Here is a 22,260-nt window from a genome sequence, read left to right as displayed (position 1 = left end):
CTTCCCATGCTGTCACCCCCCGTCACAACCGATATCGCCATTCGCGCGCGCAATGTCACCCTGTCGCTCGGCAGCGGCGAGGCGGCGACGCGGATCCTGAAGGGCATCGACCTCGATGTCGCGGCTGGCGAGAGCCTGGCGATCCTGGGTCCGTCGGGATCGGGCAAGTCGTCGCTGATGGCGATCCTGTCGGGACTGGAGCGCGCGACCGGCGGCAGCGTCCATATCGCCGGCCTCGATTTCGGGCCGCTGGACGAGGATGCGCTGGCCCGCGCCCGGCGGGGCCGGGTCGGCATCGTGCTCCAGGCGTTTCATTTGCTGCCGACGATGACCGCGCTCGAAAATGTCGCGGTGCCGCTGGAGCTGGCGGGGCTGGCCGATCCGTTCGACCGGGCGGCGGACGAGCTGCGCGCGGTCGGGCTGGGCCATCGCCTGACCCACTATCCCGCCCAGCTTTCGGGCGGCGAGCAGCAGCGCGTCGCCATCGCCCGCGCGGTCGCCCCCCAGCCCGAAATCCTGTTCGCCGACGAACCCACCGGCAATCTCGACGCCGCGACGGGCGCCGACATCATCGAGCTGCTGTTCGCGCGCCAGGCGGCGGCGGGCGCGACATTGGTGATCATCACCCACGATCCGGGGCTGGCGGCGCGGTGCGGCCGCATCATCGAGATGCGCGACGGCGCGATCGTCGCCGACCGCCGCGCATGAGAGACGCGCGCGACGCCGCGCTCGGCTGGACGCAAAGCTGGCGCATCGCCCGACGCGATCTGAACGCCGGTTTTCGCGGGCTCAGGCTGCTGCTGATCTGCCTGTTCCTGGGCACCGCGACGCTGGCGACAATCGGCAGCCTGACCGCGGCGATCACCGGCGAAATCTCGTCGCGCGGTCGCGTGATCCTGGGCGGCGACGTCGAGGTCGCGATGTCGCAGCGCGAAGTGAGCGCGGCCGAACGGCGCGTGCTGCGCGGGCTGGGCCAGCTGAGCGAGACGATCCGCACCCGTGCGATGGCGCGCAGCGCCCGCGGCGATGCGGCGGTGCTGACCGAACTCAAGGGCGTCGACGGCGCCTATCCGCTCTACGGCACGCTGACCGTGCAGGGGGGCCGCGCCGCCCCCCTGCCCCGCGCCGACGAAGTGCTGATCGACCGGGCGCTGGCCGACCGGCTGGGCGTCGGCGTCGGCGACCGGCTGCGCTGGGGCGAGGCGGACTATCGCGTGCGCGCGATCATCGCCAGCGAACCCGACCGCGTCGGCGAGGGCTTCACGCTCGGCCCGGTCGCGATCGTCTCGCTCGACGGACTGCGCCGCGCGCAGCTGCTGTTGCCGGGCGCGCTTTACGAAAGCAAATATCGCCTGCGCCTGCCCGGGACCGCCTCGGCCACCGCGGTGGTCGATCGGCTGAAGGCGCGTTTTCCCGAAACCGGCTGGGAATACAAGGACCGCGACCGCGCCGCGCCGGGAGCCAGCCGCTTCTTCGAACGGCTCGGCCAGTTTCTCGGGCTGATCGGACTGGCAGCGCTGGTCATCGCGGGCATCGGCGTGTCGAACGGCGTCGGCTCCTACCTTGCGGGCAAGCGCGCGAGCATCGCCACGCTCAAGGTGCTGGGCGCGGGATCGCGCGACATCGCGCGCATCTACCTCATGCAGATCGGCACCGTCGCGGCGATCGCGATCGTCGCCGGGCTGGCGTTCGGGGCGGTGCTGCCGATGCTGCTCGTCGAGCTGGCGGGCGACCTGCTGCCGGTCCGCCCGGGCTTCACCCTTCACCCGCTGCCGCTGGCGACGAGCGCGGCGTTCGGTATCCTGGTCGCCTGGGTGTTCGCGCTGCCCCCGCTGGCGCGCGCGCGGCTGTTGCCCGCAGCCGCGCTGTTCAGGGGCGGGATCAGCCCGTCGCGGCGGATCGACCGGCGGACCGTGGCGCTGGTCGCGAGCGGCATCGCGCTCATCCTGGCGCTGGCGATCGGCACTGCGCGCGATCCGGTGTTTGCGGGCGTGGTGCTGGCGGCGGTCGCAGCCGTGCTCGCCCTGCTGCTCGGCATCGGTTGGGGCGTACGGTTCGTCGCGGCGCGACTGCCGCGATCGAAGCGCCCGCTGATCCGGCTGGCCGTCGCCAACCTGCACCGCCCCGGTGCCCAGACCGGTGCGCTGGTGATTGCGCTCGGCCTCGCGCTTACGCTGTTCGTCACGCTGGCCGCGATCCAGACGACGCTGCGCGCCGAAATCGCCAACACCGTGCCCGCCCGCGCGCCGAGCCAGTTCGTGCTCGACATCCCGTCCGCACGCCAGCTGGCGTTCCGCGAGACGGTGGCGCGTGCCGCACCCGACGCCACGCTGAACCTGGTTCCCGCACTGCGCGGCACCGTCACCGCCTATGCCGGCACGCGCGTCGCCGATCTGAAGGAACTGCCGGAGGGCGCATGGTTCCTGCGCGGCGAACGCGGCGTGACCTATAGCAGCGTGCTGCCGGAGGGGAGCACGCTGGTCGCGGGCAAATGGTGGCCGCCCGATTATGCCGGGCCGCCGCTGGTGTCGATCGACGCCCAGGCCGCGCGCGTCCTGAACTTGCGCGTCGGCGACACACTGACCGTCAGCGTGCTGGGCCGCGAGATCGAGGCGCAAATCGCGTCGCTGCGTGAGATCAGATGGGACACGATGGGCTTCAACTATGTGCTCGTCTTCTCGCCCAACACACTGGCGGCCGCGCCGCACACGCTGGCCGCGACGATCAGCACCGACAAGGCGCGCGAGAGCGCGATCGCGCGCGCGGTGCTGAGCGCGTTTCCCTCGGTTTCGATCATCGCGGTCGGGGATGTCATCAAGCAGGTCAGCGCGATCCTCGAGCAGATGTCGGCGGCGATCCTGCTGTCGGCGTCGGTCGCGATCCTGGCGGGCATCGCGGTGCTGGTCGGCGCGATCGCGGCGTCGCGCCAGGCGCGCGCCTATGACAGCGTCATCCTGAAGACGCTGGGCGCGACGCGGCGCCAGATCCTGGTCGCACAGGCGATCGAGTATGCGCTGCTCGCGGGCCTGCTCGCGGCGATCGCGCTGGCACTGGGGCTGGCGGCGGCGTGGTATGTCGTGACGCAGGTGTTCGAATTCGGCTGGGCGCCCGACTGGCCGGTCGTGCTCGGCACGCTGGCGGCGGGCGCGATCCTGACGCTCGGCATCGGACTGGCGGGATCGATCCCGCTGCTGTCAGTGCGCCCGGCCGCCGCGCTCAGGCGGCAATAGGCCGGGTCCGGCATACCGCCGAACCCTTGCGCGAACGCGTGCTCAGCCGCCGACGAGCACGGTGAAGCAGCCGAGCACGATGACGCCGCCATGCGCGGTCTGGTCGCCGATCCGCGCCTGGGGCAGCGAACCGGTCAGCACGGTGGCGCTGCCTTTGACGATCGTGTCGGGCGGGCCGACGCAAACGCACTGATCGGTGACGCGCGCGGCGGGAAGGCTGCCGATCAGCACGGTCGGCAGTCCCGGCGCGACGATCGGGCCGCCGACATGCGGCACCACCCCCGTCACCATCGGGCAGGTGTGCATGTCGGTCAGTCGCGATGCCGGCTGTCCCATCGGTGTCCCCGCCCCTCCGCGTCGGTTTCGACGACGCAACATCGCGCAATCCGGGCCGCGCGCCAACAAAAAAGGGGGTGCAGCGGCCCGCACCACGTTGTAGGCTCGGTCGCGGGACGGGGGGAGAGCGAAATTGGTCATCGACGAGGAAAGCCGTGCGGCGTTGCTCGCCCCGATCGGCGACGGCGTCGGCATCGACGGGCGCGAGGACGAGGGCGCGGCCGGCGAGCTGTTTCGCGAGATCCGCTTTCAGCGCAAGACGATCTTTCGCCAGGAACAGCGCGCCGCCATGGGCGAGGACGCCGACGGCGGCGACGCGTGGTCGTGGGACATGCTGGCGGAAAGCGCGCGCGATTACCTGACCGAGCACAGCAAGGACCTGGAAACCATGGCCGTGCTGGTCGAGGCGTCGACGCGCGTCGACGGCCTGCTCGGCCTGTCCGCCGGCATGGCGGTGATGGCCGACCTGATCGAGCAATATTGGGATAGCGGCCTCTATCCGGTCGAGGACGAGGAGGATGGCGTCGAGGCGCGCTTTCAGCCGCTGTCGGGGCTGAGCGGGGGCAGCGGCGACAAGGACGGCACGCTGGTCCAGCCGCTGCGCCGGCTGGTCCTGGCGGTCGATGCGGGCGACCAGCTGCGCTTTCTGGACAAGGTCAGCGCCGATGCGCTGCTCGCCGCGTCGCAGAACGGCACGCCCGAGCAGAAGGCGCAGCGCCAGCAGGAGGCGCAGGCGGCCTATGACGCCATCGAAGCGCTGGCCCGGCGCATCCCGCGCCGCGTGCTGCAGCGCTCCGCCGACGAGGTCGCCGCCGCCGAAGCCGCGTGGCGGCGCGGCGTCGCCTATGTCTCCGAGCGGACGAAACCCCGCTTTCCCGCCGCGTCGCGGGTCAGCGACGAATTGCGCGGCATGGCCGACTGGCTGCAGTCGCTGATCGCCAAGCTGCCCGACGATCCGGTCGATGCGCCGGCGGATGACGCACAGGCGGCGGGCGAAGGCGGCGCGGCGGCCACAACGGCGAACGCCGGCGGGCCGATGGTGATCGGCCGCATTTCCCAGCGCGACGACGCGCTGCGCGCGATTGCCGCGGCTGCGGATTATTTCGAGCGGTACGAACCGCTGTCGCCGCTCGGCCCTTCGCTGCGCGAGGTTGACCGCCGCGCGCGTTTAAGTCTTGATGCGTTGTTGACGGAGCTGATTCCCGACGCCTCGGTTCGCGAGACCTTTTACTGGCGTTCCGGCATCAAGCCGCCCGCCGGTGAGGGATGATCGACGGCGACGACGGGGGCACATCGACGAAATTTGTCTGAACTTCCGCGCATCGGCGCGGCTTTGGGGAGAGCGTTATGGCAGACTCGGTGCATGACAAGCTGAAGCGCGTGCGCAAGCCGCGCGTCCACATCACCTACGATGTCGAGACGGAGGGCGCGCAGGAAGTGAAGGAACTGCCCTTCGTCGTCGGCGTCATGGGCGACTTTTCGGGCGACTCGGCGGTGCCGAAGAAGAGCCTGAAGGAACGCAAGTTCGTCGATCTGAAGAAGGACAAGTTCGACCAGGTCATGGCGCGCATCGAGCCCGCCGTGAAGCTGAAGGTCGAGAACACGCTCGAGAAGAACGGCAAGGAATTCGAGGTCAACCTGAAGTTCCGGTCGATGGACGATTTCGAGCCCGACAAGATCGTCGAGCAGGTCGAACCGCTCCGCAAGCTGATGGAGACGCGCAACCAGCTGCGCGACCTGATGGCCAAGGCGGACGGTTCGGAGCAGCTCGAAAGCCTGCTCGAGCAGATCCTGCGCGACGAATCGCAGCTGAGCAGCCTGCGCGACCAGCTCGGCGACGACAGCAGCACCAAGGAGTAAGGGTAACATGGCCGAGACCGAAACCCAGGCCGCAGGCGCCGCCGCGACCACCACGACCGACGCGCCCGCCAGCCTGCTCGACCAGGCGATCAGCGTCACCAAGCAGACCGAGCCCGAGCGCGTCGAACAACTGATGCGCACGCTGGCATCGGAGGCGATGAGCGGCACCGTCCAGTTCCAGAAGAACATGACGGTGACGCTGCGCGACGCGATCGCCAAGATCGACGCGCAGATTTCCGAACAGCTCGCCGCGATCATGCATGCCGAGAAGTTCAAGTCGCTGGAAGGCAGCTGGCGCGGGCTCAGCTATCTGGTCAAGAACAGCGAGATCGGCGAGGGCCTGAAGGTCCAGATGCTGAACGTGACCAAGAAAGAGCTGGCCGCCGACCTCGCCAAGGCGACCGATTTCGACCAGAGCCAGTTCTACAAGAAGGTCTATGAGGAGCAGTTCGGCACCGCGGGCGGCACGCCGTTCAGCACGCTGATCGGCGATTATTATTTCGGCAAGCATCCCGACGACATCGAGCTGCTGACCAATATCTCCAGCGTGGCGGCGGCAGGCTTCTGTCCGTTCGTGTCGGCGGCGAACGCCAACCTGTTCGGCATGGACAGCTTTACCGAGCTGTCGAACCCGATGGACATGAAGCAGCTGTTCGAAACCGCCGATTACATGAAGTGGAACAGCTTCCGGAACACCGAGGATTCGCGCTTCGTCACGCTGACCATGCCCAAGGTGCTGGCCCGCCTGCCCTATGGCAAGGACACCAAGCCGGTCGAGGCGTTCGCGTACGAGGAAGCGCCCAAGGACGATGCGGGCAATCCCAAGGCGATGGATCACGACGATTATTGCTGGATGAACGCGGCCTATGCGCTGGCCGCGCGCATGACCGCGGCGCATGCCGAATATGGCTGGACGACGGCGATCCGCGGCGCGGAGGGCGGCGGCAAGGTCACCAACCTGCCGACCCATGTCTTCCAGTCGGACGACGGTGACCTGGACGCCAAGTGCCCGACCGAAATCGGCATCACGGACCGCCGCGAAAAGGAACTTTCCGACCTCGGCTTCCTGCCGCTCTGCCACTACAAGAACACCGACTATTCGGTCTTCTTCGGCGCGCAGACGACGCAGCGGCCCAAGAAGTACGACCGGCCGGAGGCGACTGCCAACGCGGCGATCTCCGCCCGCCTGCCCTACATCATGGCGACGAGCCGCTTCGCCCATTATCTGAAGGTGATGGCGCGCGACAAGATCGGGTCGTTCATGGAAGCGAAGGACACCGAGACCTGGCTCAACCGCTGGATCTCGAACTACGTCAACGCGACCGAGGGTGCCGGCCAGGAATCGCGCGCGAAATACCCGCTGCGCGAAGCCCGGGTCGAGGTGCGCGAAGTCGAGGGCGCGCCGGGTTCCTACACCGCGGTCGCGCATCTGCGCCCCTGGCTGCAATTTGAGGAACTCACCACCTCGATGCGGCTGGTCGCGCGGATTCCGAAGGCGAGCTGATCGGCGCTTCGGACGCCGCGCGCGTGCCGATCCCGCTGGAACCGGAGGGCCAATCGGCGATGGACGCGGCAACCGATGCGCGCGCGCGGACGACGGATGGCGATGCCGTCGCGTCGTCCGCCGCGCCCGGGCTGTTCGGCCTGCCCGCCGCAGCCACGACCGGCGCGGCATGGCGGGCCGACGGCGCGCCGCGAACCGCGCCGGGGCTGCGCGCACGCGGGGCACGCATCCTGGCCGGCATCGACGCACTGCTGTCGCGCCAGCTCGACGCGATCCTGCACCACCCCGAGCTGCAGCGGATCGAGGCGCTATGGCGCGGGACGCACTGGCTGGTCCACGGCATCGCGGACGCGCAGGTCAAGGTCCGCATCCTCGACGTCCGCTGGGGCGAGGTGGCCCGCGACCTGGAACGCGCCATGTCGTTCGACCAGAGCGTGCTGTTCGACCGCATCTACAGCAACGAATTCGGCACGCCGGGCGGCGAACCCTATGGCATGATGATCGTCGATCATCAGGTGTCGCACCGGCTGGGCCAGCGCGACCGCACCGATGATGTCGCAACGCTGTCGGGCCTGGCGGAGGTGGCGGCCGCCGCCTTCTGCCCCACGGTCGTCGGGGTCGATCCGCGCATGATGGGCATCGACGCGTTTGCGGATCTCGACCTGCGCCAGGAATTGTCCGCGACCTTCGCCAACCCCGAATATGCGCGCTGGGAGCGGCTGCGCGCGCGTTCCGACAGCCGCTTCCTTGCGGCGGTCGCGCCGCGCCTGCTCGCCCGGCGACTCTATCGCGGCCGCGACTTCCCCCGGCTGGGCTTCGTCTATGACGAGCGCGCCGACGGGCCACGCGACCTGTTGTGGATGAACGGGGCGTTCGCGCTCGCGCATGTCGCGTGCCGCGCGATGGCGCAGCACCGCTGGCCCGCCGCGATCCGGGGCACCGTGCCGGTCGGCGAAGGCGGCACGGTCGACGGCCCGATCCGCCAGCTGCTGCCCAGCGACCGTGCCGGCGTGGTCGCGCGCTTCGCGGTCGAGAATGCGGTGTCGGAGGACCAGGAGGTCGCGCTCAACGAACTGGGCGTCATCGCGCTGCGCCAGATTCACCTGACCGGCCTGACCGCTTTCCTCAACCTGCCGAGCCTGCACCGCCCGACCGACTATGACAGCGAAGCGGCGCGGATGAACGCGAAGATGAGCGCGATGCTCAACTACATCCTGTGCGTGTGCCGTTTCGCCCATTATGTGAAGGTGATGGCGCGCGACTGGGTCGGCAAATATACCGATGCCCAGGAATGCCAGCGCCTGCTGCAGACCTGGCTCAACACCTATGTCACCGGCAACGACGATGCGAGCCCGGAGATGCGCGTGCGCTACCCGCTGCGCGAGGCGCGCGTGATCGTCAGCGAGATGCCCGAGAAGCCGGGAAGCTATGGCTGCGAGATCGCGATCCGGCCGCATTACCAGCTGGACCAGATTGCATCGGAGTTTCGCCTGACCACGATCATCGGGCGCGAGGCGGCCGCGTGATGGCGGGCGAGATTCCCCTGTCGCTGATCGACCGGCTGATCGACGACGAGCCCGAACTGCGCCAGGAACCGATGCTGGGCGACGACCAGCTGCTCGAACGCTATCGGCTGGGGCTGCGTCGCGACCTGGAAGGGCTGCTCAACAGCCGCCGTCCGCATATCGCCGCGGTGAACGGCGACGAGACGCTGCTCGCGACGATCATCGGTTTCGGCCTGCCCGACATCAGCACCGAGGATTTCGCCGCCGCCGGGGTCCGCGAGCGCGTGCGGCGGATGATCGCGCAGACCATCCGCACCCACGAACCGCGGCTGAGCGAGGTCGAGGTCGAGGTCGACGGCGCGCCGACCTCGCGCGGCATCCGCTTTCGCATCACCGCGATCCTCAACCTCGCCCGCGCGCGCGAGGCGGTGGTCTATGACGCCAGCGTGCGGCCGAGCGACCGCTCGATCGCGGTCGAAATGCCGGACTGACCCAGATGATCGACGACCTGATCGAATATTATCAGCGCGAGCTGACCTTCCTGCGCAGCAATGCCGGTGCGTTCGCCGAGGCGCATCCGAAGATCGCATCGCGGCTGCGCCTGACCCGCGACGCGATCGAGGACCCGCATATCGGCCGGCTGATCGAGGCGGTCGCGTTCATGAACGCGCGGCTGCGCCACAAGATCGACGACGAGTTTCCCGAGCTGTCCGACGCGATGCTGATGACGCTCTATCCGCATCTGATCCAGCCGGTGCCATCGTTCATGGTGGCGCGGCTGGTCGCGGAGGATGGGCTGGACAAGCCGGTGACGGTCCCGGCGGGCACGATGGTGTCGGCCGAACCGGTCGACGGCCAGCGGTGCCGCTATCGCCTGTGCCACGACACCCAGCTGCTGCCCATCCGCGTCCATGCCGCCGCGATGGGTGGTCCGCCGCTCGACGCGCCCGCGCTGGGGCTCCATGCTGCCAAGGGCGTGCTGCGCCTGACGCTGGCGACGACCAAGCCGGAGGTCGATCTGGCCGGGCTGGGCATCGACACGCTGCGCCTGTTCATCAAGAGCGATGCGCGGCGCGCGCAGATCCTGATCGAACAGTTCGGATCGAACCTGGTGGGCATCGGGGTGGGCACCAGTCCACAGGATCCGCGCGCGGTGCTGCTCCCGCCGGACGCGCTCAGGCTGCGCGGCTTTGGCGACGACGAGCTGCTGCTGCCCCAGACCCAGGTTGCGCGGGGTGCCTATGCGGTGCTGCAGGAATTCTTCGCCTATCCGCAAAAGCACCTGTTCGTCGAGGTGAGCGGGCTGGCCGCGCGCACGCTCGACATCGCGGGCGACCGGCTCGAGCTGTTCTTCTACTTCGACAAGCTGTCGTCCGAGCTCGAGCGCGTGGTGCGCGCCGACGATTTCGATCTGTTCGCCTGCCCCGCGATCAATTTGTTCGAGATGGATGCCGAGCCCATCCAGCTCGACCATAGCAGCATCGAATATCGCATCGTGCCCGACGCCCGGCGCGAGGACGCGATCGAGGTGCATTCGGTCGTCGACATGGTTCTGCAGGACCAGAGCGGCGAGCGGTTCTCGGCACCGCCGCTCCATTCGGTCGATCGTGGATCGCCGCGGCTGGGCCGGATGTTCCACGCGCTGGCGCGCCGGTCGAGCTTCGGGCCCGGTGGCGGCGACGATGTGTTCGTCGCGGTCGCCGATCTGGAGGGGCGCTTGCTGCGCGATGATGCGACCGTGCTGCACCCGCGCATCCTGGCCACCAACCGCGACCTGCCGGCGCGGCTGCCCTTCGGCGGCGGGCGACCGGAGCTGGAGATCGACGGCACGATCGCGGGGCTGGCGGGGGTCGAGGCGCTGACCAAGCCGACGCCGACACGACGACCGGCCCGGCGGCGCGCCGCGATCTGGAAACTGGTCGGCCAGCTGTCGCTCAATCATCTTAGCCTGGTCGGCGGCAGCGCGGGCGCGTTGGCGCTGCGCGAGGTGCTGGCGCTCTACGACATCGGCGACACGCCCGAAACGGTGCACCTGCGCGAACGGCTGGTCGGGGTGACGGCCGCGCCCGGCGTCGCACGCATGCGGCTGAAGGGGCACACCGCGATGTGCGCGGGGGTCGACGTCACGATCGAGGTCGAGGACGACCGGCTCTCGGGATCGGGCAGCTTTTTGCTGTGCAGCATCATCGAACGCTTCCTGGCGAGCGCATGTGCGCTCAACAGCTTCGTGCGCGTCTCCGCCAAGCTGCGGCGCGAGGCGACGTTGTGGAAGACCTGGCCGACGCGGGTCGGCGACCGTCCGCTGATATGACCGTCGTCGAGCTATTGTCGCGCCGGACCGCGGCGCTTGTACTTGCCCAGGCCGCGCGTGTCATCGAACTGGCGGCACGGCGCGGCGGACGCACGGTCGAAATCGGCAGCGACACGCCCCCGGGCGAGGAACCGCTGCGCTTCGTTGCCTCCGACCGGATGGCGCTGACCGCCAGCGACATCGCCGCGATCGGCGAGGTCGACGGCCAGCCGCACGTCACCGCCAATGTCCTGGGCCTGGCGGGCGCGGCCCCCGCCCTGCCCCCGGTCTATAGCGAGCTGCAGCTTCAACGCCGGCGGATGCGCGACGTCGCGTTCGCCGCCTTCCTGAACCTGTTCGATCACCGCGCACTGTCCTTCTTCTATCGGATCTTCCGCAAGCATCACTGGCTGGTGAGCTTCGAGCGCGAGGCTCGGCCCGGCGACGATCCCGCGTCGCGCGCGGTGCTCGCGCTGGCGGGCCTTGCGACGCCCGGCAGCATGACCCGGCTGGTGGTCGAGGACGCGGCGCTGGTGCCGCTGGCCGGGCATCTGGGCGATGCGCGGCGCAGCGCGGCGAGCGTCGAGACGGTGCTGCGCCAGCTGACCGGACTGCCGCTGCGGATTGCCGAGGCGGAACCGGCCTGGCTGGCGCTGCCGCCCACGGAGCAAAGCCGGCTGGGCGGCACCAGTGCCGGCGGCGGCGGCCAGTTCGCGCGGCTGGGCGGCATCGACCCGCAAACCGGGATGGGCAGCGACGATGCCGCGATCATCGGTGCGGCAGTGCTCGACGTACAGCATCATTATGCGGTCGAGATCGGCCCGGTCGATCACGCGACGTTGATCCGCTTCTGCGCGGAGTCGGGCCAGCGCGCGATCGTCGGGGAAGCCTGCATGCTCGCCGCCGGCATGGAACACCAGCCGGTGATCCGCATGCTGATCGATGCCGCCGACATCCCGCCCCTGCGGCTGGGCGACGCGGCGACGCCTGCGCTGCTCGGCTGGACCGGCTGGCTCGGCTCGCCGGGTCCGGACGCCGGCATTCTGGCCGATTGCGTCATTCCGGTCGACCGCACCGCGATTGGCCGCGACGGTCCGGGCCGCACGCCGCCGGCAACCGTCGCCGGCGAGACAGGCGAACGCATGGTTGCGCTAAATTAACGTTGTGGGGCCCGGCGCGCTGGGCTAGACCGACGGCGCGCCGAGGGGACGGTGGCGCGGGCGGGGCGGCATCGAAAAATGCGGGCTCGATTCGCATCGCTTCCATCCCCGGGATCCGGTCGGGCGGCATCGCCGCAGCCCGCGCGAAAATACATTGATTTCGGCATGTTGCAGAGGGGGGCATGTGGCGCAGGTCAATCTGAAGAGCCTGGTCGGCAAGCTGGACGACACCTGTCGCTCCACATTGGAGGGCGCCGCCGGACTTGCGCTGTCTCGCACCAATTACGATGTCGAGATTGAGCATTGGCTGCTGCGCCTGATCGACCGGCAAACCTCCGACGTCGCCGTCATTCTCAATCATTTCCAGGTCGATGCCGGCCGGCTGACCCAGGACATCAACCGCGCGATCGACGGGTTCAAGACCGGCAATGGCCGCGCGCCCGGCCTTGCCCCCAACATCATCAAGCTGATCCGCGAGGCATGGCTGCTCGCGTCGCTCGATCATGGCTCGGGGGTGATTCGCTCGGGCCATCTGTTGATGGCGCTGCTGGATGCGGACGACCTGGCGGTGATCGCGCGCCAGATGAGCACGCATTTCGCCAAGCTGCCCGCGGAAACGCTGCGCACGACGATGACGCAGATCGCGTCGGCGTCCGAAGAAGCGAAGATGGCGGCCGACCTGTCCTCCGCCCCTGCGGGCGACGGCGGGGCGGCGACGGGTGCGGGCGGTGCCCCGGCATCGCGCGGCACCGCGTCGCTCGACAAGTTCTGCATCGACCTGACCGCGCAGGCGAAGGCGGGTAAGATCGACCCGATCTTCGGCCGCGACCCCGAAATCCGCCAGATCGTCGACATCCTGACCCGGCGGCGTCAGAACAACCCGATCCTGACCGGCGAGGCGGGCGTGGGCAAGACCGCGGTGGTCGAGGGTTTCGCGCTGCGCATCGCGCAGGGCGACGTGCCCGACGCGCTCAAGAATGTGCGCCTGCTGTCGCTCGATCTTGGCCTGCTCCAGGCCGGCGCGGGCATCAAGGGCGAGTTCGAGAACCGGCTGAAATCGGTGATCGACGAGGTGAAGGGCTCCCCCACCCCGATCATCATGTTCATCGACGAGGCGCACACGCTGATCGGTGCGGGCGGCGCGGAGGGCCAGAACGACGCCGCCAACCTGCTCAAGCCCGCGCTCGCCCGCGGCGAGATGCGCACCATCGCGGCGACGACCTGGGCCGAATACAAGAAATATTTCGAGAAGGACCCCGCGCTCACCCGCCGTTTCCAGGTGGTGAAAGTCGAGGAGCCGTCGGAGGACCTGGCCGTCGCCATGCTGCGCGGGCTCGTGCCGGTGCTCGAAAAACACCACAATGTCCGCATTCTCGGCGAAGCGCTGGAGGCGGCTTCGGGCCTGTCGCACCGCTACATCGCCGGGCGGCAATTGCCCGACAAGGCGATTTCGCTGCTCGACACGGCGTGCGCGCGGGTCGGCATCAGCCAGGCGGCGACGCCGCCGTCGGTCGAGGATCTGGAACGCCAGCTTGGCCTGCTCGCGTCCGAAGTGCGGATGCTCGAGCGCGAGGGCCGTTCGGGCGTGGATGTGGCCAAGAAGCTGGAGGCCGCCGCCACGCGCAAGGGCGAGCTGGAGGCAGCGAAGGAGACCGCATCGGCGCGCTGGCAGGAAGAACTGGCGGCGGTGAAGGCGGTCGGCGACCTGCGCGTCGCGCTGGACGGCATGGCGGCTGACGCAGCCGATTATGACGCCAAGGTCGGCGAGCTGCGCGAGGCGCAGGCGAAGCTGCGCGCGCTGCAGGGCGAGCATCCGGTGGTCTATGACGTCGTCGATCGCCAGGTCGTCGCCGAAGTGCTGGCCGGGTGGACCGGCATTCCGGTCGGCCGGATGGGCGGCGACGAAATCCGTTCGGTGCTGACCGTCAAGGACCAGCTCGCCAACCGGATCAAGGGCCAGGACTATGCGCTCGACATGATCGCGCAGACCGTGCGCACCGCACGCGCAGGCCTGGCCGATCCGCGCAAGCCGATCGGCGTCTTCCTGTTCTGCGGCACGTCGGGCGTCGGCAAGACCGAAACCGCGCTGGCGCTCGCCGAGCTGCTTTATGGTGGCGAGCAGAACGTCACGACGATCAACATGAGCGAGTTCAAGGAGGAGCATAAGGTCTCCACGCTCGTCGGCGCGGCGCCCGGCTATGTCGGCTATGGCGAGGGCGGCGTGCTGACCGAAGCCGTCCGGCGCAAGCCCTATTCGGTCATCCTGCTCGACGAGATGGAAAAGGCGCATCCCGGCGTTCAGGACGTGTTCTATCAGGTGTTCGACAAGGGGATGCTGAAGGACGGCCAGGGCCGTGACATCGATTTCAAGAACACGCTGATCATCATGACGTCCAACGCCGGCACCGATACGATCGAGGAACTGTGCCGCAACGTCGAGGTGCTGCCCGAGCCCGAGGCGCTGGCGACCCAGCTGCGCCCCGACCTGCTCGATTATTTCAAGCCCGCGTTTCTGGGCCGTGTCGTCACCGTCCCCTTCTTCCCGCTGCGGCCCGAAATCCTGCGAGAGATCGTGGTGATCAGCCTGAAGCGGATCGAAAAGCGCGTGATCGGCAGCTACGGGGCCAGCTTCAGCTGGGACGACGCGCTGCTCGACAAGCTGGTCGAGCGCTGCACCGAAACCGAAAGCGGTGCCCGCAATATCGAGAATATCCTGAAGCGCGGGCTGCTCGCCGATCTGGCCGGGCAGCTGCTGGAGCTGCGCGCCGAGGGCAAGGAAGTGACCGAGGTCCGGGTCAGCGCGGGCGAGACGCAGGATTATTCGATCACGCTGGTGTGAACGCAATCACCGCGGGGCCGCGCCATGATTCATGCCGCCGATCCGCAATTTAGGGCAAGGCGACACGGTGTCGCCGAGGATGAAGAAGGGAACAGCACGTGGCAATCTATCTCGAACTCGATGGCATCAAGGGCAGCTCGACCGACGACAAGTTCAAGGAAATGATCGAGCTGAACAGCTTTCAATGGGGTGCCGGCATCGGCGTCAGCTCGCCGCGCGGCGGAGACCGCACCGCGTCGGAGCCGAGCGTGTCCGAAATCACGACGACCAAGGTCACCGACAAGTCGTCCGAGCTGCTGTTCAAGCAGTTGCTGATGGGTGAGGTGATCAAGAAGGGCAAGATCTCGTTCACCGCCGCTTCGAAGGGCGAATCGGTCGCGTACGCGACGCTCAGCCTCGAGGAAGTCATCATCTCGGGCTTCAGCATGTCGTCGGGCGGCGATTTTCCGAGCGAGTCGCTGTCGCTGAACTTCACCAAGTTCGACTGGTGCTTCACCGGCCGCGATGCGACCAACACCGGCAGCCCGACCCACCTGATCTACTCGCTGGCCGAGAACAAGGTCGGCTGATCGCCCTGGCTTGCGCGGAAGATCGGCGGCCCCGCACCGGGGCCGCCGGCTTCCGCGTCTGACGGGCGGGCAAGGCTCCTGGCATGGGTGACCATCTTCTCAATCTGCGCGCGCTTCCCGACGACCTGGCCAATTACGAGCTGCTGGGTTTTGAAGGACGCGAGGCGATCAGCGAGCCGTTCGAGTATCGCCTGGAGCTGGTCGCCGGAGTGCGGCCCGACCTGACCCAGTGGATCGGCAAGCTGGTCGAGTTCGACATCTCGATCGGCGACTTTCCGCCGCGCGTCTTTGCCGGGCGCATTTATGCCGCGCGGCTGGCGCTGGGTGCCGAGGGGATGCGGGTCCTGCTGACCGCGCGCCCGGCCTATTTCGCGCTCAGCTATGCGCGCGCAACGCATTTCATCCAGGACAAGACCAGCCTCGACATCTTCACCGCGATGACCGCCGATGTCGTCGGGCTGACCAAGTCGGTGGGCGTCAGCCCGGACCCGCCGGTGCGCGGCTATGCGGTACGCTATGACGAGAGCGAGCTCGATTTCCTCGACCGCCTGCTGGCGCAGGACGGCATCATGTATTTCTTCGTGCACGACAGCGGCGCGGGCACCTTCCGGCACAAGATGGTGCTGGCCAACAAGTCCGCCGACTATGTCGACGTGGCGGGCGGCGACGTGTCGATGGATCACGAACAATCGCTAAAGGCGATGCCCGCCGTCGCGCGCGAATATCGCGCGGGGCCGCGCAAGCACAAGCATCACGGCGTCAACGTCAACAAGCTCGACGAGCCCTTTACCAAGGCGGGCAGCGCCGCCCCGTCCTGGGGCGCGGTCTATCCGCACGGGCTGCATTCGATCGGGTTCGAATCGGTGGCGCAGGCCGGCGTGAACGCCCGCTCCGCCTATCACATCGATGGCGTCGGGCAGAGCGCGGACCAGGTGACCGGCATGTCGTCGCGCTGCGACTTCATGGCCGGGGGACGCGTGAAGGTCACGCAAAGCGACGGTGCGCTGCCAGACCGGCTGGCATTCACCTCGGTCACCCATTCCGCGCGCGATCCGTGGATGCTGCAGGATGGCGGCAAGGGCAGCTATTCGAACCAGTTCACTGCGATCGACGCGACCCGGGTGTTCCGCCCGCCGGTCGGCGCGCCCCAGCGCACCGCGCCGGGCCCCCTGCTCGGCACGGTCGCGGACGAAAGCTCGGCCAAGGGCGAGATCGTCATCGACGACCAGAGCCGCGTTCCCGTCGAAATCGCGACCGCGCGGGATTATGGCGGTGCGCTCCCCAAATTCGTCTGGTTGCCCGTCCAGCAGCAATGGGCCCATTCGACGCACGGCGCGCAATTCTTTCCGCGCATCGGCACGCGGGTGATCATCGACTTTCTCTATGGCAATCCCGATCTGCCGTTCATCTCGGGCACGGTCTACACGCCGTCCCAGCCCTATCCGTTCGATCCCGCGTCGGCCAAGACACAGAGCGGCTGGCGCTCGGTCACGGAGAAAAACGGCGGGATCACCCAGGAATTCCGGTTCGAGGACAAGGACGGTGCCGAGGAGATCTATCTCTACACCGGCCGCGACTATCGCCGGCTGATCGACAATGACGACTGGGGCACGGTCAAGCGCGACCAGACGCTGGCGGTGGAGCGCGACCAGTCGCTCACCGTGACGCGCGATCGCACGGTCAAGATCGACGGCAAGCAGACGACCGACATCGCCAAGACCCGCACCGTCACCGTGCAGCAGAAGAGCCTGCTGGAATCGAAGCAGGAAATCGAGCTCAAGGTCGGCAGCTCGACGATCACGATGACGCCCACGGGAATCGAGATCAAGGCGGTGAAGATCACGATCAAGGCCGAGGCCCAGCTCGATATGTCCGGGGGCGCGACCGCCGCCCTGAAAGCGCCCAAGACCGACGTCACCGCCGATGCGATGCTGACGCTCAAGGGCGGCATCGTGATGATCAACTGACATGGCGAGCACGCCCGTCATCGCGTTGCGCTATCAGCGTGCGGAGCTGGAGCAGAAGGCCAATCTGTCCCCCGCTGGCCGTGCGGTGCTGGCCGGGGCGACGGGGCCCGAACGGCTGATCGCCGCGCTCGCCGCCACGGGCAATTACCGCGACGCGGTCTATGCGCTCACCATGATCCTGCCGCATCGCCAGGCGGCGTGGTGGGCATGCCTCGCGGTCCGGCTGCTGCCCGATCTGGCGGCGCGTGCGGAGGATCTCGCTGCGGTCGAGGTTGCCGAACACTGGGTCCAGAGCACCGCGCCGGTCGATGCCGAGCGCGCGGGCGAGGCGGCCGATCGCTGCAACCTCGACCTCGCGCCCGGCTGGGCCGCGATGGCGGCCTATTGGAGCGGCGCATCGATCGCGCCGCGCGGGCAGCAACCGGTACCGCCTGCACCGCATCTGCCCGGAGTCGCGACGCGGACCGCGCTGCTGCTGCTGACGCTCGAGCCGGCGCTCAACGGCCGCGTGTCGCTGGGCGATTTCCTCGAAATCGGGCTGGCGTTGATGAAGGGGGACGTTGGTCGAACCGCCCAGGCGTCGGTCCGCGCGCGGCTGGCGGGGGGCTGATCCGTCATCATGTGGACGTTGTTGCTTGCCAGGGCGACCGACCCGCCCGGAACCTTTATCGACCGGCGCCAGCTCGACGCCGGCCAAATCAAGGTCGGGCGCAGTGCGAAGACGTGCGACTGGGTGCTGCCCGACGAACACGGTCATATCTCGCGCGAACATTGCACGATCTCGGCGCTCGGCCTCGACCTGTTCGTCATCGACACCAGCACCAATGGCGTCGCGCTCAACCGCCCCGACGGACGCATCGCGCCGCAACTGCCCGTGGCGATCCGCGCCAACGACCGGCTGCTGATCGGCGATTTCGTCATCACCGTCGCGACCGAAGCCGCCGGTGCCGGCATGGCATTGATGCCCGCCCCACCCCCGCCGCTGCCCGCGAGTCCGTCGGGTCTGGGCCAGCCCGACGCGTGGTTCGACACCCCGGTCGATCCGGTGTGGGGCAATGCGCAGCGCCAGGCCGAGGTGCACGAGTTCCTCGGCAACGCGATGGACGATTTCCTGGGCTTTTCGCCCACGCCGCTGGCCGGCCCGGCGCAGTCCGCGCCGCCGCCCGAGGATTTCGGCTTTGCCGGTCCGCTCGGCAACGCCTTCGCCCGGCCGATCATGGCCGATCCGCTGCCGCCGCCGACCGATTTCGGCATTCCGGAGGACTGGGCGATCGCGCCGCCCGGCGGAGCTGCTGCAAGCGGCGCGGACCCGTTCGCGCCGATGCCGCTGCCCGCGGGCGACCCGTTCGCGCCCGCCCCGCTACCGCCGCCCGAGAGCGATGTCTTCGCCGAGGTGCCTTTCCCGGCCGAGCCGTTCACCCCCGCGCCGCTGCACGGAGAAACCGACGACCCCTTTGCGCTGCCCGCGCCCGATCCGGGACGGGCAAGCCCAGCCGAACTGCCACCCCCGGCCGCGTCGGCAGCGCCCGCCGCCCCGGCCGCCCCAACTGCGCCGGCGTCCACGTCCGGTCCCGACTGGGCCGCATTTTACGAAGGCGCCGGGATCGGCCCCGACGAGCTGCAATTGTCGCCGGACGCGATGCGGCGGCTGGGGGTGATGTACCGTCAGGTGGTGCTCGGCCTGTCCGACATCATCCAGGACCGCGCCGCGTTCAAGGACGAGTTCCGCGTCGAGCGCACTCAGCTGAGCATCGGGCGCAACAATCCGCTCAAGCACCTTGCCCCGCTCGACGCCGCGCGCATCCTGCTCGGCGATCCGCTGCCCGGCTTCATGCCCGCCGACGAAGCCGTGCGCACCGCGTTCGAGGATATCAAGAAGCACCAGCTTGCCATGCTGGCGGGCGTCCAGCACGCGTTGAGCGCGGTGTTCGACCGGCTGTCGCCGCCCGAGATCGAGAAGCTGATCGCCCAGGCCGCGGGCCAGAAAAAAGGACTGCCGTTCCGGCGTGGCATCGACCCGTGGACGGTGTATCAAACGATCTTCGAGGCGTTGCGGCGCGATGCGGTATCGAACGCGAACGGGGTGATGAGCGTCGCCTTTCGCGAGGGCTATGAAAAGTTCCTGAAGTCGGGACAATGACGCCACCGGGGGGAGTGATGGCCGAGTGACCTGGGAGAACAAGCCGATCTGGTCGGAGGGCATGTTCCTGCGGCCGCAGCATTTCCAGCAGTTCGAGCGTTTTACCGGCGCGCAGCTGGAAGCGCGCGTGTCGCCGCTGGTCGCGCATGGCTATGGCGTATCGGCGCTTCAGATCGACGCGGGACAGCTCAAGACCGGCAAGCTGGTGCTCAACCGTTGCGCCGGCGTGTTCGACGACGGCACCCCCTTTCGCGTGCCCGAGGAAGCCGCCGCCCCGCTGCCGCTGGAGGTGATGCGCGATCTGCGCGACGCGACGATCCATCTGTGCGTGCCGCAATCGCGCGCGGGCACCGCCGATGTCGCGCTCGATCCATCGGCACAGGCGGAGACCCGCTTTGCCGCGGTCGAGTTCGAGGCGGCCGATTCGGTCTATGGCGCGGCATCGCGGGTGCCGATGAATGTCGGCCGGCTGCAGCTTTCGCTGCGCAGCGAGGCAGAGGGGCTGGACGGCTATACCACCCTGCCGATCGCGCGCGTCATCGAACGCCGCGCCGACGACAGCGTCTCGCTCGACCCCGGCTTCATCCCCTGCGGCGTCAACGCGATGGCGAGTGCGACGCTGGCCGGCTTCATGTCGGAACTGGAAGGGATGCTGCACCAGCGCGCCGAGGCGATTGCCGGGCGACTCGGCACGCCAGGGGCGAAGGGCGTCGCCGACATCAGCGATTTCCTGATGCTGATGGCGGTCAACCGCGCGGAAGCCGCGATCAAGCATCTCGCCGCGCTGCCGGTGCTGCATCCGGCCGATCTCTACGGCCATTTGTGCGTGCTCGCGGCCGAACTTGCCACCTTCACGACCGCGGGCAACCGCCCGACCTTCATGCCGCTCTATGCGCATCGCGACCAGCGGGCGTGCTTCGACGCGGTGATGAACGACCTTCGCCGCTCGCTGAGCGCGGTGTTCGAGCAGAGCGCCGTCGCCATCCCGCTCGAGCCGCGCGCCTATGGCATTTCGGTCGGCCAGATCAGCGACCGGTCGCTGTTCACCAGCGCGTCCTTCGTGCTGGCGGCACGCGCGGCGGTCGATACCGAGCAGCTGCGCGTCAACCTGCCCCGCCGCGCCAAGATCGGCTCGGTCGAACATATCCGCGACCTGGTGATGCGCCAGCTGCCGGGCGCGGACATCTATCCGATGCCATCCGAGCCGCGCCAGATTCCGTTCCGCGCCAACACCGTCTATTTCACGATCAACACCCGCCACGACCAGTGGCAGACGGTGCGCACATCGGGCGCGGTCGCGCTGCACGTTGCAGGCGAGATACCGGGGCTTGAACTCGAGATGTGGGCGATCAGGGGGGCACAGCAATGAGCGGCAAGCCCGGCGATCCCGACGGTCCCGCCGACGGCGAACGCACCGTTTTCCAGCCCGGCCGCCCGGCCGGCGCGCCGGGCTTTCCGCCGCCGACTGCGCCCGTGCCGCCGCCCGCTGCTCCGCCCGCTGGCGGCTCCGGCGAGCGTACGATGATCCCTGGCACCGCGCCCGCGCCCGGCGGCTATGTGCCGCCCCAGCCGCAGCAGATCGGCCCCGGCGGACCGCCGCGCGCCGCGCCCGCCCCGGCCGGATCGCCCCCCGGCGGTGCGACCGCCGGGCGGCTCGATTTCGCGGCGGCCGAGCCGGACCTGTACGGTCCCGAGCCGCTGGTCGCCGCCGCCGGTCGCCTGATCCACCTCGCCAGCCGGGTGCGGTCGATGCCGGTCGGCCCCGATCTCGGATCGCTCCGCCAGCTCGCCATTCGCGAGCTCGACGCCTTCAGCCCGCGCGCGCGCAATCTGGGGCTCGACCCCAAGACGGTGCAGCTCGCGCATTACATCCTGTCGGCGTTCGTCGACGATGCGGTGATGTCCACGCCCTGGGGTGCGAACAGCCCGTGGTCGCAGCACAGCCTGCTCGCCGCCTATCACAACGACACGCAGGGCGGCGATCGGCTGTTCCAGTTCGCCGAGCGGATGGAACAGGACCCCAACCGCGAACCCCGGCTGATGGAGCTGCTCTATCAATGCCTCTCGCTCGGGTTCGAAGGGCGCGCCGCGCTCGACCCGCGCGGCCAATCGCTGCTGCATCAACGCCGTTCGGGCCTGGCCACCGCCATCGCCCGGCGCGGGCAGGCGGCGACCGGCGAATTGTCGCCGCAATGGCGCGGCCAGACGGTGGCGGCGGGTAGCTATGCGCCGCGCATCCCGCTCTGGGCGATCCTGGCCGGGCTGGCGGCGGTCGGCGCGCTGCTCTTCGCCGCGCTGCTCTATCGCCTCAGCACCCAGGCCGATGCCGCGATCGCCAGCCTCAACCAGGCGGTCGGCACCGCACAGGTCGTGCCCCCGCCCCCGCCCGCGCCCGAAACCGCGACGCCGACCTATGACCGGATGCGCGAGATCCTGGCCCCCGACATCCAGGCCGAACGGCTCGACGTGCTGCGCGAGGGCAACGAAATCGTGATGCGCCTCAACAATCAGGGCCTGTTCGCGTCCGCGCAGGCGGAACCGTCGGGCGCTTGGCAGGACACGTTCGGGCGGCTCGCCGAAGCAGCCAACCTGTCCAAGGGCCCGATCCGGATCGAGGGGCATACCGACGATCAGGCGATCCGCAGCCTCGCCTTCCCCTCCAATCAGGAATTGTCGGTCGCCCGCGCCCGCGCGGTCGGCGATGCGATCAAGGCGGCGGGCCTCGCCGACGGGTCGCGCGTCACTGCCACCGGGCTGGGCGACACCCGCCCGATCGGCGACAACACGACCGATGACGGGCGGCGACAGAACCGGCGCGTCGAAATCCGCGTCGCCAACGACGTCGCGTGGCGCTGAGGGA

Annotated in this window: 17 protein-coding genes; 16 read left to right on the top strand and 1 reads right to left on the bottom strand. The window is 68.9% G+C overall.

Features of this window, described 5'->3' with window-relative positions:
• Positions 1-6 precede the first annotated feature (6 nt).
• Both GO308_RS03740 and GO308_RS03735 read left to right on the top strand, forming a co-directional pair.
• A complete protein-coding gene (locus GO308_RS03740) occupies positions 7-708 on the top strand; it encodes an ABC transporter ATP-binding protein (RefSeq protein ID WP_240883855.1) in 702 nt (233 codons plus the stop codon).
• The gene (locus tag GO308_RS03735) at positions 705-3,230 is read left to right on the top strand and encodes an FtsX-like permease family protein (protein ID WP_240883854.1); all 2,526 of its coding nucleotides are present in this window, start codon (positions 705-707) and stop codon (positions 3,228-3,230) included. The genes GO308_RS03740 and GO308_RS03735 overlap by 4 nt, the downstream gene beginning before the upstream one ends.
• A gap of 42 nt (positions 3,231-3,272) precedes the next feature.
• Here the strand turns inward: GO308_RS03735 and GO308_RS03730 are convergent, their stop codons facing one another.
• Entirely contained in the window at positions 3,273-3,566 is a 294-nt protein-coding gene (locus tag GO308_RS03730) for a PAAR domain-containing protein (RefSeq protein ID WP_066550029.1), read from the bottom strand.
• A gap of 133 nt (positions 3,567-3,699) precedes the next feature.
• On the opposite strand from GO308_RS03730, the gene GO308_RS03725 reads away from it, so the two are divergent.
• From GO308_RS03725 to icmH, 14 genes are all read left to right on the top strand, one after another.
• Positions 3,700-4,836, top strand: coding sequence for a type VI secretion system ImpA family N-terminal domain-containing protein (locus tag GO308_RS03725; protein ID WP_240883852.1), 1,137 nt, complete (start codon positions 3,700-3,702; stop codon positions 4,834-4,836).
• A gap of 77 nt (positions 4,837-4,913) precedes the next feature.
• Complete coding sequence (tssB, locus tag GO308_RS03720; RefSeq protein WP_066477528.1) at positions 4,914-5,426, top strand: type VI secretion system contractile sheath small subunit; 513 nt, start codon at positions 4,914-4,916, stop codon at positions 5,424-5,426.
• Positions 5,427-5,433: 7 nt separating this feature from the next.
• Complete coding sequence (gene tssC, locus GO308_RS03715) at positions 5,434-6,930, top strand: type VI secretion system contractile sheath large subunit (RefSeq protein WP_240883851.1); 1,497 nt, start codon at positions 5,434-5,436, stop codon at positions 6,928-6,930.
• Positions 6,931-6,953: 23 nt separating this feature from the next.
• Entirely contained in the window at positions 6,954-8,456 is a 1,503-nt protein-coding gene (gene tssC / locus GO308_RS03710) for a type VI secretion system contractile sheath large subunit (RefSeq protein ID WP_240883850.1), read from the top strand.
• Positions 8,456-8,926 carry a type VI secretion system baseplate subunit TssE gene (gene tssE / locus GO308_RS03705; RefSeq protein ID WP_066477522.1) on the top strand — a complete coding sequence of 157 codons (471 nt, stop codon included), beginning with the start codon at positions 8,456-8,458 and terminating at the stop codon, positions 8,924-8,926. Before tssC (GO308_RS03710) ends, tssE begins: the two co-directional genes overlap by 1 nt.
• Positions 8,927-8,931: 5 nt before the next feature.
• Complete coding sequence (gene tssF, locus GO308_RS03700; RefSeq protein WP_240883849.1) at positions 8,932-10,746, top strand: type VI secretion system baseplate subunit TssF; 1,815 nt, start codon at positions 8,932-8,934, stop codon at positions 10,744-10,746.
• Positions 10,743-11,885 (top strand): type VI secretion system baseplate subunit TssG, encoded by a 1,143-nt coding sequence (gene tssG, locus GO308_RS03695; RefSeq protein WP_240883848.1) that lies wholly within the window; start codon positions 10,743-10,745, stop codon positions 11,883-11,885. The genes tssF and tssG overlap by 4 nt, the downstream gene beginning before the upstream one ends.
• A 184-nt stretch (positions 11,886-12,069) precedes the next feature.
• Entirely contained in the window at positions 12,070-14,724 is a 2,655-nt protein-coding gene (gene tssH, locus GO308_RS03690; RefSeq protein ID WP_240883847.1) for a type VI secretion system ATPase TssH, read from the top strand.
• Positions 14,725-14,822: 98 nt separating this feature from the next.
• A complete protein-coding gene (locus tag GO308_RS03685; RefSeq protein WP_066477515.1) occupies positions 14,823-15,293 on the top strand; it encodes a type VI secretion system tube protein Hcp in 471 nt (156 codons plus the stop codon).
• Between the two features lie 83 nt (positions 15,294-15,376).
• Positions 15,377-17,260, top strand: coding sequence for a type VI secretion system tip protein TssI/VgrG (gene tssI / locus GO308_RS03680; protein ID WP_240883846.1), 1,884 nt, complete (start codon positions 15,377-15,379; stop codon positions 17,258-17,260).
• A gap of 1 nt (position 17,261) precedes the next feature.
• On the top strand, positions 17,262-17,870 hold the full coding sequence (locus GO308_RS03675; RefSeq protein ID WP_066477511.1) for a hypothetical protein: 609 nt from the start codon (positions 17,262-17,264) through the stop codon (positions 17,868-17,870).
• A gap of 9 nt (positions 17,871-17,879) precedes the next feature.
• Complete coding sequence (gene tagH, locus GO308_RS03670) at positions 17,880-19,400, top strand: type VI secretion system-associated FHA domain protein TagH (protein ID WP_066477509.1); 1,521 nt, start codon at positions 17,880-17,882, stop codon at positions 19,398-19,400.
• A 25-nt stretch (positions 19,401-19,425) separates the two neighbouring features.
• A complete protein-coding gene (gene tssK, locus GO308_RS03665; protein ID WP_066672158.1) occupies positions 19,426-20,769 on the top strand; it encodes a type VI secretion system baseplate subunit TssK in 1,344 nt (447 codons plus the stop codon).
• Complete coding sequence (icmH, locus tag GO308_RS03660; RefSeq protein ID WP_240883845.1) at positions 20,766-22,256, top strand: type IVB secretion system protein IcmH/DotU; 1,491 nt, start codon at positions 20,766-20,768, stop codon at positions 22,254-22,256. Before tssK ends, icmH begins: the two co-directional genes overlap by 4 nt.
• Positions 22,257-22,260: the final 4 nt, after the last annotated feature.

Source organism: Sphingomonas sp. SFZ2018-12 (assembly GCF_022496715.1).
GTDB lineage: Bacteria > Pseudomonadota > Alphaproteobacteria > Sphingomonadales > Sphingomonadaceae > Sphingomonas.
This window is presented reverse-complemented; position numbering and strand designations above follow the sequence as displayed.

Coding starts and splice junctions, on each gene's coding strand:
- GO308_RS03740 (WP_240883855.1), top strand. CDS start 7: ATGCTGTCACCCCCCGTCACAACCGATATCGCCATTCGCGCGCGCAAT.
- GO308_RS03735 (WP_240883854.1), top strand. CDS start 705: ATGAGAGACGCGCGCGACGCCGCGCTCGGCTGGACGCAAAGCTGGCGC.
- GO308_RS03730 (WP_066550029.1), bottom strand. CDS start 3,566: ATGGGACAGCCGGCATCGCGACTGACCGACATGCACACCTGCCCGATG.
- tssB (WP_066477528.1), top strand. CDS start 4,914: ATGGCAGACTCGGTGCATGACAAGCTGAAGCGCGTGCGCAAGCCGCGC.
- tssC (WP_240883851.1), top strand. CDS start 5,434: ATGGCCGAGACCGAAACCCAGGCCGCAGGCGCCGCCGCGACCACCACG.
- tssE (WP_066477522.1), top strand. CDS start 8,456: ATGGCGGGCGAGATTCCCCTGTCGCTGATCGACCGGCTGATCGACGAC.
- tssF (WP_240883849.1), top strand. CDS start 8,932: ATGATCGACGACCTGATCGAATATTATCAGCGCGAGCTGACCTTCCTG.
- tssG (WP_240883848.1), top strand. CDS start 10,743: ATGACCGTCGTCGAGCTATTGTCGCGCCGGACCGCGGCGCTTGTACTT.
- tssI (WP_240883846.1), top strand. CDS start 15,377: ATGGGTGACCATCTTCTCAATCTGCGCGCGCTTCCCGACGACCTGGCC.
- GO308_RS03675 (WP_066477511.1), top strand. CDS start 17,262: ATGGCGAGCACGCCCGTCATCGCGTTGCGCTATCAGCGTGCGGAGCTG.
- tagH (WP_066477509.1), top strand. CDS start 17,880: ATGTGGACGTTGTTGCTTGCCAGGGCGACCGACCCGCCCGGAACCTTT.
- icmH (WP_240883845.1), top strand. CDS start 20,766: ATGAGCGGCAAGCCCGGCGATCCCGACGGTCCCGCCGACGGCGAACGC.